This is a genomic window from Sphingobacterium sp. lm-10 (assembly GCF_023554555.1).
GTDB lineage: Bacteria > Bacteroidota > Bacteroidia > Sphingobacteriales > Sphingobacteriaceae > Sphingobacterium.
Map to the genome: position 1 here is coordinate 2066086 of NZ_JAMJWC010000001.1, position 12834 is coordinate 2078919.

Annotated in this window: 8 protein-coding genes; 3 read left to right on the forward strand and 5 right to left on the reverse strand. The window is 42.5% G+C overall.

What is annotated here, in order from left to right:
• Positions 1 to 18: 18 nt before the first annotated feature.
• From M8998_RS08410 to M8998_RS08420, 3 genes are read right to left on the reverse strand one after another with little or no spacing between them, the layout of a single operon-like run.
• Positions 19 to 591 carry an anthranilate synthase component II gene (locus M8998_RS08410; protein WP_249992125.1) on the reverse strand — a complete coding sequence of 191 codons (573 nt, stop codon included), beginning with the start codon at positions 589 to 591 and terminating at the stop codon, positions 19 to 21.
• Positions 581 to 766, reverse strand: a complete 186-nt coding sequence (locus M8998_RS08415; RefSeq protein ID WP_249992126.1) for a hypothetical protein — start codon at positions 764 to 766, stop codon at positions 581 to 583. Before M8998_RS08415 ends, M8998_RS08410 begins: the two co-directional genes overlap by 11 nt.
• Positions 763 to 2166 (reverse strand): anthranilate synthase component I family protein, encoded by a 1404-nt coding sequence (locus tag M8998_RS08420; RefSeq protein ID WP_249992127.1) that lies wholly within the window; start codon positions 2164 to 2166, stop codon positions 763 to 765. The genes M8998_RS08415 and M8998_RS08420 overlap by 4 nt, the downstream gene beginning before the upstream one ends.
• 363 nt (positions 2167 to 2529) lie before the next feature.
• Here M8998_RS08420 and M8998_RS08425 point away from each other — a divergent pair, with 363 nt between their 5' ends.
• The 3 genes from M8998_RS08425 (at position 2530) to carA (ending at position 7938) form a co-directional block, all read left to right on the forward strand.
• Positions 2530 to 4743 carry a bifunctional alpha,alpha-trehalose-phosphate synthase (UDP-forming)/trehalose-phosphatase gene (locus M8998_RS08425; RefSeq protein ID WP_249992128.1) on the forward strand — a complete coding sequence of 738 codons (2214 nt, stop codon included), beginning with the start codon at positions 2530 to 2532 and terminating at the stop codon, positions 4741 to 4743.
• A gap of 23 nt (positions 4744 to 4766) precedes the next feature.
• Positions 4767 to 6566, forward strand: a complete 1800-nt coding sequence (locus M8998_RS08430) for a glycoside hydrolase family 15 protein (RefSeq protein ID WP_249992129.1) — start codon at positions 4767 to 4769, stop codon at positions 6564 to 6566.
• A 271-nt stretch (positions 6567 to 6837) separates the two neighbouring features.
• A complete protein-coding gene (gene carA, locus M8998_RS08435; RefSeq protein WP_249992130.1) occupies positions 6838 to 7938 on the forward strand; it encodes a glutamine-hydrolyzing carbamoyl-phosphate synthase small subunit in 1101 nt (366 codons plus the stop codon).
• A gap of 160 nt (positions 7939 to 8098) precedes the next feature.
• On the opposite strand, the gene M8998_RS08440 is transcribed toward carA, so the two are convergent.
• Together M8998_RS08440 and M8998_RS08445 are read right to left on the reverse strand one after the other, a co-directional pair.
• Positions 8099 to 9556 (reverse strand): RagB/SusD family nutrient uptake outer membrane protein, encoded by a 1458-nt coding sequence (locus tag M8998_RS08440; RefSeq protein WP_249992131.1) that lies wholly within the window; start codon positions 9554 to 9556, stop codon positions 8099 to 8101.
• Between the two features lie 18 nt (positions 9557 to 9574).
• Positions 9575 to 12736, reverse strand: a complete 3162-nt coding sequence (locus M8998_RS08445; RefSeq protein ID WP_249992132.1) for a SusC/RagA family TonB-linked outer membrane protein — start codon at positions 12734 to 12736, stop codon at positions 9575 to 9577.
• Positions 12737 to 12834: the final 98 nt, after the last annotated feature.

Consider the following 12834-nt stretch of genomic DNA (forward strand, 5'->3'; position numbering starts at 1 on the left):
CTCCTTAACCAACAAGGTTTAGGAAAGCCAATTAGCAATTAACATTCGTCCGTTGTCTGTTAAGATAGATTCCGGATGGAATTGCATGCCACGCACGTCGTACTCGGTATGGGATAATGCCATAATAATTCCGTCTTTATCCTCCGCCGTTACCCTCAGACAATCCGGCAAATTTTCGCGCTGTACTGCCCACGAATGGTATCTACCTATTTGAGAACTTTCAGGAAAATCCCGAAACAAGCGCTCCGCTGGATCCAGCACATGAATATCGGTAGCCACACCATGTAATGGCTTCTTCATATTGAATAAGGAACCGCCATATACTTCAGCAATGGCCTGCTGACCCAAGCAAATACCCAAAATTTGTTTGCTTTTGCCATAGCGACGAATTACATCCATCAATAAGCCTGCCTCGCTAGGAATTCCAGGCCCGGGAGATAACAACAGGCTATGATACGGTTCTACATCATCCAACGCAAATTTGTCGTTACGTACTACGTCGTAATCCCGACCAAGCTCCTGCAAGAGGTGCACCAAGTTGTAGGTAAAAGAATCGTAATTATCGATGACTAGTATTTTATTATTGTGCATGAGGCAATTCGGTATCTGATGTAAGTGCTATTGTAGGTATTTCCTCTTCCAAAGCAATTGCTTTGGCTCTATAGGCATTCCGTAGTTCGATCAACTCGGCTATTCTATGCTCGATCGTCTGCAACGAATCTTTCAGATGATCGGTATTCTCGCAATATTCTAATGGTCTGATCATATTGTTTGCGCTAAATCTAATGCACGGCGCAAGGCCGCAATTTTGTTATTCACTTCTTGTAATTCACTTTCCGGATCGGAATCCAATACTATACCGGCACCCGCCTGATAATGCAACAGATTGCCTTTGCTTAAAAAAGAGCGAATCATGATGGCGTGGTTAAAATCTCCGTTGAAGCCCATGTAACCTATTGCGCCAGCATAAAACGATCGCTGCAAACCCTCGTAACGATCGATCAGCGTCAGCGCCATGTGTTTTGGCGCACCAGATAGCGTACCTGCCGGAAACGTATCGCCCACCACATCAAATGGATTGACTCCTGCGTGCAGCTTGCCCGTTACTTTGGATACCAGGTGGATAATATGAGAATAGTATTGTGCTTCTTTGTAGGATTTGACATGTACGTTGGTACAATGCCGGCTTAGATCATTTCGTGCTAAATCTACCAGCATTACATGTTCTGCAGACTCCTTAGGATCTTGTTTGAGTTGTTCGGCGATCTGCTCGTCCAGCTCCATGTCACCGGTCCGCTTAAATGTCCCTGCGATAGGGTAAATAGTGGCTTCATCTTTACGTATCGTCAACTGTGCCTCGGGGGATGAACCAAAAATTCGAAAGTCGCCATAATCGAAATAGAACAGGTAAGGGGATGGGTTTACAGAGCGTAAAGCCCGGTATACATTAAACTCATCTCCTGTGAATCCAACAGAAAATGCACGGGAAGGTACGATTTGAAATACATCACCACGCTGAATATGCGTTTTCATCTTCCGTACCAATTCTCGAAACTCTTCATCGCTCATATTTGAGCCTTCATTCTCTTGTTTTTTAAAGGCGTATTCTGGGAAATTTCGATTTTGGATAATGTATTCCAGTCGATCCAAATCGGAAGTTTCATGTTCCAGCAAATTCTCAAAAAGGAATAACTGATTTCGGAAATGATCTATAGCAATTACGTACTTATAGACATGGTATTGCATGGGTGGTATGTCTCGTTTGGGATCTTTCGGCGTAGTCAGCTTAATATCTTCGTAATGCGCTACCGCGTCAAACGAAAAGTAACCAAACAGGCCATTGGATATCAGATTGACCTCAGGCACGGCTTCCGAATGAAAAGAATCCCGAAAATTCGACACTTCTTGCTTTAAGTTGATTCCTTCTACCGGCTTACTTTGCTTCGGACGATTCGGATACGAAATGTGCAATCCTTCCCGATTCAATACAATCCCGGCGATAGGCTGGCAACAGATATAACTGATGTTATTGTCGCGGCTCTGGTACTCCGAACTTTCCAATAGCAGGCTATTGGGAAACACGTCGCGCAAGCGTAGATAGATACTTACCGGTGTGGTTGTATCTGCCAAGATCTTCTTATGATTCGTTTTAAATGTATAGGACATGAATACGCATTTTTCTGATGTGGTAAATTTGTTCTTTAAAACAAATGAGGCCCGACGTTCGCGTCGGGCCTCATTTAAATAGCATATATCTTATATATTATACACACCAATAATTATGCCTGCCGACGCTGTTTGCACCCGGCCACCACCATAATTGATATGTTGCATTATTCGACATAGAGCAACAAATATAATATTATTTATGGATAATACTAATCGACAGGAAGAATAAATTAAAAAAAGGTTTTAAGCAAACATTTCCCGTATTATTACGTTCTAAGAACAGTGAATAAAATGTAGACTCGGCGCGGATAAATGCGTTTAAAAACCCACAGAGTTGAAGTCATTACCGAAACAATAAGAATGAATCCGAAAAACAATAATAAAGTAATCATTGTCTCGAATCGACTACCCGTAAAGATTGAAAGAAAAGAAGATGGATTAGTAATTAGCCCAAGTGAAGGCGGGTTAGCAACCGGTCTGGGATCCATCTACAATGAAGGAAATAATATATGGGTTGGTTGGCCAGGCATCATCCCACAAGATGAAGCGGAAACGGCTTTCATCACAGAAGAATTACGCCGGCTCAACCTCGTTCCGGTTTTCCTGACCGAAGAAGAAATATTAGGTTATTACGAAGGTTTCTCTAATGAAGTGCTGTGGCCTATCTGCCACTATAGTCCAAGTTATGCGGTATACGACACGGACAACTGGAATACCTACGTGCAGGTCAATGAAAAATTTGGACAGATTGTTCGGGAATACATTGATAGTGAGGATACCGTTTGGATCCACGACTATCAACTCATGCTACTTCCCAATGTACTGCGCAGACAGTACGAGAAGTTATCCATTGGGTATTTTCAGCACATCCCATTCCCACCAGATGAAGTGTTTAGAAGTATTCCCTGGCGGAATGAATTGCTACTCGGTATACTTGGAGCAGATCTGATCGCTTTCCATACCTTCAACGACACCCAACATTTCTTAGATGCCTGTACACATATACTGAACATTCCGATCCGCAACAACTACTTGCAGATCCGCGGACGCAGTGCCTATGTGGAGGTATATCCCATGGGAATCGATTTCGACAAGTTTAATACTTTGTCGAAGGAACCGGCGGTGAAGGAAAGAGCATTGGAGATCAAATCCTACTTTAAACAACGCAAAATCATTCTGTCGATCGATCGGCTAGACTACAGTAAAGGTATCATACAACGTATTGTGGCGTTCGAGGAGCTACTGAAAAATCATCCAGAATTGCGTGATCAGGTGGTATTGTATATGCTAGTAGTGCCATCACGTGACAAGGTGAAGCAGTACAAACGCCTGCGCGATGAAATCGATCGCAGAGTGGGCAATATCAATTCAGTGTATGGATCTACCGACTGGACGCCGATTGCTTACTTCTATAACTCCTACCCTGTCGAAGAACTATCTTCCTTGTATGTGGCGGCAGATGTATGCTTGATCACCTCCATCCGCGACGGTATGAACCTCGTGAGTAAAGAATACATTGCTAGCAAAGAAGAAACTTCGGGTGTATTGGTACTCAGCGAATTGGCAGGTGCCTCAAAAGAATTAATTGACGCAGTGCATGTAAACCCGAACTCTGTGGATCAGATCAGCCACGCATTACATTTTGCGCTGCACATGTCGGAAGAAGAAAAACTCAACCGGATGAACGCCAACTTTGCTTTGGTCAAGAAGTTTAACATTCACCATTGGGTGGAGATTTTCTTCGCCCGAATGAAGGAGATCAAAATTCAGCAACGGAAGGAGTTTGCCCGCAAAATCCAGCCAGAAAATAACGATGCCATTGCGGCCAAATTCCAAAGCACAACGAAAAGAATCTTCTTCCTTGATTATGATGGCACATTAATTGGCTTCCACAATGAAGCGGATAAAGCTACACCTACGGACGAAGTGTACGAACTGTTGGACACCTTACAATCTGACCCGAATAATACCGTCGTGATTATTAGTGGTCGACCGCATCAAACGCTGGATAAGTGGTTTGGCAATCGCGGTTACACCTTAGTAGGTGAGCACGGCGTGTGGAAAAAATTACCGGGTGAAGCCTGGAGGAGTAAATCCAACTTATCGGATCGCTGGAAACCATCGGTAAAGCGTATCATGAATAAAATTGCCAACCGCACCGCTGGATCTTCTGTTGAAGAGAAAGAATACTCTATGGCTTGGCATTACCGCAAAGTGCAGTCGGGACTGGGCAGGCTGCGGGCGCAAGAGCTGATGGATAGCCTGCGATACCTTATACCGCATCATGGCTTGCAACTTTTGTATGGAGATAAGGTCATCGAAGTGAAGAACTCCGAGGTCAATAAAGGTAAGGCAGCCAGCGGCATTGTTGAAAAACTGCAACCTGATTTTATCTTTGCTATGGGCGACGATGCCACTGATGAGGATATGTTTCATGAATTGCCTGCAGAGACCGTTTCGGTAAAAGTGGGCAGTAAAAAATCTGCTGCAAAATATTATGTAGATAGCCAGCAGGATGCAATACAATTATTGCATTCTATTGCAGGACTAATTCAGCAAAATCAACCCAAATAACTTATATATAGAATAAGCTTTATATGTCGCAAAAACATCGTTACGAAAGCGGTATCATAGGTAACTGCTCCTATATTGCCCATGTGGGCAAAGACACCAACGTCAATTGGTTATGTTGGCCATCTTTTGAAGACTCCTTTATATTCGGCTCGTTATTGGACGCAGAGAAAGGTGGAGAATTTTCCATCCGACCAACGGGAGAAATCCTGCAAAGCAGACAATATTATGTAGACAATACCAACGTATTGTGTACGGAGATCACGAGTGAAGATGGATCTTATCGAATTACCGATTTTGCACCAAGGTTTGAGCAGTACGAGCGCTATTATAAGCCCCTGATGCTCATACGCAAGGTAGAACCATTATCCGGTCATCCAAAAATTAGGGTTAACTGTGAACCAACATACGATTACGGAAAACAGACTTTCAAAAAAGACCGTGGCAGTAATCATGTGCAATACCACTCGGCAGATACGCACATGCGCTTGGCGACTAATATGCCAATCAGTCATTTCTTCGAAAATGAAGTGCCTTTTCTTTTAAACCAAACGGTGTACTTAATTTTGACTTATGGAAGTGCATTTGAAGCGCCAATAGAACGTACCGCAGAAGAGTTTCAAACTAGAACACAGCATTATTGGCAAAAATGGATTAAGAAAGCCTCCATCCCAACTTTTTATCAAAAGGAAGTCATTCGCTCCGCGCTAGTGCTCAAGTTACATCAATACGAAGATACAGGTGCGATTATCGCTGCAAGCACCACCAGCTTGCCAGAACATCCGGGATCAGGAAGAAATTGGGATTACCGCTACTGCTGGCTTCGTGATAGCTACTACGTACTGACGGCACTCAGTCACATCGGTCAGTTTGAAGAAATGGAGAAATATGCATCGTACATTGCCAATATTACGCATACTGATCTGGATCGTCTACAGCCACTTTATGGCATTTTCGGGCAACATAAATTGACCGAAAGCACATTGGATTATCTAGATGGATATCTTGGTGAACAACCGGTGCGGATTGGCAATCAAGCACACGAACATATCCAAAATGACGTATATGGACAGGCACTCATCGCTTTGCTGCCTTTGCTGACAGACAGCCGCTATAATCACGAATTGAAGATCAATGTCCGGGAATGGACTTCCTTTATCTTGAAGAAAATCGGAGCCACAATTGATGAATTGGATGCCGGAATCTGGGAATTCAGGAATTTTGAACAACGCCATTGCTATTCCAACCTATTCCAATGGGCCGGAAGTACCGCGGCGTTAAAGATCGCGCGTATGTATGGTCTGGATGATATCGCGGAAGAAGCACAACGTCTTAAAAAACGTGCATCCGAACACATAGAGGGATGTTTTGATCCAGAGGCTCAGGTTTATACCAACGCGATTGACAGCGAAAATCTGGATGCAAGTACCTTGCAGCTTATCATGATGAACTACCTGGATCCATCCAGCGAAAAGGCGCGCAAGCACTTGGAAAGTTTGGAAAAAGAATTGAAGGCGGAAAATGGTTTATTCTATCGCTATCTGCACAAGGATGATTTCGGCAAGCCAAAGTCAACTTTCCTAGTTTGTGCTTTCTGGTATGTGGAGGCGCTAGCCTGCGTCGGACGCATTGATGAGGCGAAAGATATTTTTGAAAAGCTAATGCAGTATAGCAATCACTTAATGTTATTTAGTGAGGATGTAAGCGAAAATGATGGTAGCCAATGGGGCAACTTCCCACAGGCTTATAGTCATGTGGGCTTGGTCAATGCGGCGTATCGCATTGCCGTAAAGCTGGATCAGCCCACATTTTTTGAAAAAGAATAAATATATGTTACTAATACCCTCTTGGATCAAGAGGGTATTAGTAAAAAAAATTAGCTCCGATATTTCACATTTACTGTTTTTATCTATACCTTTGTATCCCAGAAAATGAAAGAAAATCTGTACCTATCTGACGCCTTTTTACCAATGATTTTCATTGGTCATGTACGAAATTAATTTGCAGCCCATTTGGGCTTTTTTTATGTATATAGGCCAAGAAAGGATAGCAGAAGATCTACTTTTAAGTGTTTAACTATCGTTATTTTATACAACAATGACCAACTACAGCAAATTACCCGCGGTATTAGTACTCGAAGATGGCACAGCTTTTCACGGAAAGGCAGCAGGAAAAATCGGCACTACAACTGGCGAAATCTGTTTTAACACGGGTACCACTGGATACCAGGAGATTTTTACAGACCCTTCTTACTATGCGCAAATCATGGTAACGACAAATGCCCACATTGGTAATTATGGGGTAGATGAGGAAGATACCGAATCTAAAAAAATCCAGATTGCTGGCTTGGTATGTAAAAACTACAATGTAAACTACAGTCGCAAGATGGCGGATGGTTCCATCCAAAACTATTTTGAAGAGGAGAATCTAGTCGGCATTTCTGATATCGACACACGTTCTCTAGTGCGTTACATCCGAGACAAAGGTGCGATGAATGCGATTATCTCTTCTGAAAACCTAGACGTAGATTCTTTAGTAAAACAACTTGCTGAAGTACCTTCCATGGCCGGCCTGGAGTTATCCTCCCATGTAACTACCCAAGAGCCCTATTATTTTGGCGATGAAGATGCTTCGACGCGTATCGCAGTACTAGACCTTGGAATCAAGAAAAATATATTACGCAATTTTGATGCACGCCAGGTATATGCAAAAGTTTTTCCAGCTAAGACTTCTTTCCAAGAAATGGAAGCTTGGGGAGCGGATGGCTATTTTATCTCTAATGGTCCTGGAGATCCTGCAGCGATGGACTACGCCATCCATACGGTAAAAGAAATTTTGGCGGCGGATAAGCCGATGTTTGGAATCTGTTTAGGTCATCAGATTTTAGCCTTAGCAAATGATATCCGTACTGAAAAAATGCACAATGGACACAGAGGTATCAACCACCCGGTAAAGAATATTATTGCGGATAAATGTGAGATTACGTCTCAAAATCATGGGTTTGGTGTGATCCGTGAAGATATTGAAAACTCGGATGCGGTAGAGGTAACACACATCAATCTCAATGATAATTCGATCGAAGGAATCCGCGTGAAAGGTAAGAAGGCATTCTCGGTGCAATATCACCCGGAATCTTCTCCCGGCCCACACGATTCTCGTTATCTTTTTGATGACTTCATCGCGATGGTGAAAGGGTAATTCTCACTATTAACTTCTAAAATGATAAGGGCCGTTGATCATCAACGGCCCTTATCATTTTAGAAAGATTTAGGTTACCCAATATTTTCCTTGTTAAATAACAACATGATTTTATCAAAAAAGAAGCGGCCGCACTTATCATTTACGGCCGCTTACTTCTTTAGATATCGTTATTTGTAAGCGCTTCCGAAGTAGGAATAGGGAAAACGTAGCGACTATCGGTTACCGGTATAGAGTTACCCGCTCCAACAGAAGTTATAGGTGTGTTACGACGTTGTAAATCTGGAATTCTAAATCCTTCACCCAACAACTCAATACGTCTTTCCAATAAAATAGCTTGAACCGCAGCAGAAGAACTATTCAACCCAGAAAAGGTATAGTTTGCATCGGATCGGCTACGCACCGCCTGCAAAAGAGCAGTCGCTCTTGTCAAACTACCTGCTTCAGCTTCAGCCTCCGCTAGGTTAAGCAGCACTTCTGGATAGCGAATAATTGGTACCCAATCAATAAATGGTGATGCACCGCTCCACTTTGTGACAATATGCCAAGCTGCGGAGTAAGGAGATGTTAACCCGCTACGACGAGCATCTGTTTCTGGCCACGCAGCGGTATTCGCATAAATTCCAGGCGCGCTTTGATTCAGGTAATATTCGATGTTTCCAACGTTGTAATAATAGCCCAATTGGTTTTGTGTTCCCGGAGGGTTAGTATCCGCCATTGGAAAGGACAATACACTTTCCGTTGTGTTATAGGTTCTGAATACATTCACTACATTAGCTTGCAACGCGTGTGCAACCCGGTTAGGAGAAGTGAACGGTGCAGCAGTAGACACAATTTTATTCCCTTCGGTAATGACGTTGGCATATCTGCCCATTGCCAATAGTACGCGTGTTTTTAACGCGATAGCCGAATTCTTATGCGCACGTGTTGTATTATTGTTTGCAGATCCATTATCGTCTGCTAACCCTAATTCTGCATCATTTAAGTCCGTGAGTATTTGTGCATAAATCTCTGCAACAGTACTAGGAGCCAAGTTATTATTTGCCGAGCTCGTTTCAGGTTGCAAGCGAAGAGGAATACCCGTAGAAGCGCCATTATCTAAAGTATATGGCTTTGCAAACAATTGAATTAGCGCGTGGTAACATAAAGCACGTAAGAATTTTGCTTCACTGCGGTATCTCGCTTCCACTTCCGCGCTCACTACGCCTGGATTGGCATCAAAATCAGCTAAAAACTTATTCGCTCTATTGATCGTTAAGTACGAGAAACGCCAAAAGTTTGCGATATAGGTATCGCTTGGATCGTTCGTAAACTGATAGCTGGAATATCCGGTAACATTATTAGAAGTTCGGTTTATAAATTCTTCACCACGAATATCGTTATAGATAAAATAGCGACCACCAAATAATTGACCAGCTTTCGCGGATGCGTACAAGCCAACTACTTGCCGTTCCACCCGCTCTGGATTCTCAAAAGCATTCTCTTCTGGAATACTTAATTCAGGAGGATATCTAAGAAAGTCGTCAGAACAGGAAGAAATAATGCCTGCCGTCGGTATTGAAGCAAAAAGAAGTGCCGCAACGAATGTATGTCTTGTTTTATTAAATATATTTTTCATCTTTTTGTATCTAAAGTATTAAAAGCCAACGTTAACACCTAAACTGAACTGACGACCTTGAGGAATAGAGTTTCTTTCAATTCCTGATGATACATTCGAGTTTCCGTTAGACGATATCTCCGGATCTACACCAGTATACCCTGTCAATAAGAAAAGGTTATTTGCCTGCACATAGAATCTTACAGAAGAGATGCCTGATCGTCCGAAAGCAGATTGCGGAAGTCTATAACCTAATGTAGCTGTTTGTAGACGTAAGAAATCTCCTTTCTCCACATTTGCATCAATTAAAAAAGCGGAACCATTCGATACGTTATCTGAGTATACTGCTTTTGGAATATCCGTACTTGTATTTTCTGGAGTCCAGGCATTAAGCGCCTCGGTAGAGTTGTTCCAAATACGTTGATCTAATAAACCTGCTCTAGAACCATTGTAGATGTAATTACCTCCGGAGAATGTAAAGTTCAACGCCATATCCCAAGATTTGTAGGCAAAGGTATTATTGAAACCTCCAAACCAAGTAGGAATGGTGTTCCCTAACAATTCGGTAGCGGAAGTAACACTGGTTGCACTAACTGCTTGTCCATTTTCCACCAACGTGTAGCTATTTGCTCCCCTTAAGTGTTGGTATTGTACCTCTCTCCCTTGGTTGTCAATAAATATACGGGCACCATTTTCCGGATTGACACCGTTCGTTCTAACACCATAAATTTGAGAAGCAGAGTGTCCAACTTGGGTAATATTAGACAATTCCAAATCGCCTGTATATCCTAATATTGGCGTATTATCATCTACCAAAGAGGTAACCTCATTCTTAAGTGTAGAGAAGTTTAAGTTAGTAGACCAAGTAAAATCCTGGGTTCTAACCGGCACTGCATTGACCGCAAACTCCCAACCTTTGTTGTACATGGATCCCACGTTTAACAAGATGGTGTTGGCATCGCCCGGAATTCCCTTAGATGGTGCTTGAGGAACTCCCAAAATCATGTTATCTACATTTTTGCGGTACCAGTTGGCTTCGAAATTCAAACGATTGTCTATGAATCCTACATCCAATCCAATATTCGTTTGTTGACTTGTTTCCCATTTCAGTTCTCTGTTACCAGCTTGAGAGTAAACTAAAGATGAGGCAGAGGCACCGTAAAGTCCTAGCGAGTAAAGGTTATAGGCAGTATAAAAACTCGTTAGATTACCATTACCTGTACGACCCCAACTACCCCGAAGACGGAAATTGTTAACCACTTCGGATATACTACTTGATTGAAAAAAGTCTTCTTCAGATAAGGTCCATCCTACAGATGCTCCTCCAAAATTACCCCATTGGTTCCCTGGAGACAGCGCTGAATTTCCGTCACGACGGAAATTTCCACTTAAAAAGTATTTGTTTTTGTAGTTGTAACTTGCACTTGCCAAATACGCTTCAAATGCTAGATCACTAATCGCATTCCCCGCAGCAACATTGGTAACAAATGTACCTTGGAATTGATCGAAGAAGTCGTCTGCTAAGTTTTCGCGAGCTGCTCCCCAGTTGGTTACTCTTGTTTTTTGAACATCGGAACCAATCAAGAAGTTGAAATTGTGCACATCGTTAATGCTGGTAATATACTGCAATGTATTTATCCAGTTCCAGTTATCTGCACGAGCGTGGTTGTTATACGCCCGACCATTAAACGACCTCCCATCCCCGTTGATTGGATTCCAAAACTGGATGTTTTCCGTCTGACGAAAATCCCAAGTGTACGTTGATTTAAATGTTAAACCTTCTGCCAATTTCAACTCTGTTCCAAGGTTAGCCAGCAATCTATTCGTTTCCGAAGAATTTCTGTCCAAATCAATTAACACTTGTGGGTTCGAATATTGTAGAGCAAGAAGATTGGCACCACGTCCGATCGCATTTTGTTCTATATTATAGCTACCATCCGCGTTATAGATAGGCACGTTAGGCGCTTGTGTCATCGCTATACGTCCTAAACCCGAAGAATTAAAAGCGCCGCCAGCAATGGAACCACTATTTGGGGCATTGTTGACGGTATTATTGTAGCTTACGTTTCCAAATAATTTTAACCAGTCAGTCGCTTGGTGGTCAATATTGAAACGTCCTGAACGTCTCTTGAAATTATTGGCTTCCAAAAAACCATCCTGATCGGATATACCAGCGGAGAAATAATAGACCGTTTTGTCACTTCCCCCTGAAACTGACACGTTGTGGTTTTGCGAAACTGCAGTTCTGTAAACCACGTCTTGCCAATCGACATCGACTAAATTTCCATTTTCATCGAAGCTTGGCAAAAATGTATTTCTAGGTGCGCCCGTGTAATTAGGATTGTTAACCAAAGCATTATCGATGGCAGCATTTTTAAAATCCATAAATTGCTGCGCGTCCAACATCTTCGGCAAGCGCACGGCATTGTTCACGCCTACCCATGCATCATAACTAACACGAGCCTTACCTTGTTTACCACGTTTGGTGGTTACTACCAATACACCTGCAGCTGCACGTGATCCGTAAATAGAAGCGGATGCAGCATCTTTTAAGATATCGATAGATTCAATATCGGCAGGATTGATATCGGCAAGAGGATTATTAGGCACAGAGTTTGCAGAAACATCTCCGGAAGAAATTGGGATTCCATCTACCACAATTAATGGAAACGAGCTCAGTGAGATAGAACTCAAACCCCTTACACGAATAACTGGCGGGTTGTTTAGCAAGCCGTTTGGTTGTACAATGTTAACCCCAGTTGCCTGTCCTGTTAAGCCTTGCGCAAAACTCTGTACGGGTCTGTCGGCAATGGCTGCTCCACTTACGCGAGCAGAAGCTCCTGTAAACTCGCGTTTCGATTGTACACCGTATCCAGTAACCACTACTTGTTCTAATGAGCCTTCAGACGGCTCTAGTACGACATTGAGGCGTTGAGCTCCAGCAGTAACTTGTCTGTTTATGCTCGTGTAACCAACATAGGAAAATTGCAGGGTAGCACCTGGAGAGACTGTGATGTTGTAATTTCCGCTACCGTCTGATTGAGTGGCTACAGCCAATCCTTGTACTGATATCGACACCCCTCCCAATGGAGAACCATCAACAGATGAAGTGACTGTTCCAGACAGCCTTTGATTTTGCGCATTCGCTACCCCAATAAGGAAAGCACAAAGCACAAAAAAACTGAGTAATTGTTTTTTCATAAGTGTGTGTGTGTGTTTAGTTAGTAAAAAGTCAATTATAGATATTTTTTTTCTTAAAATATCTATAATTGACTTTTTTTTTAACATATATGTGAAAA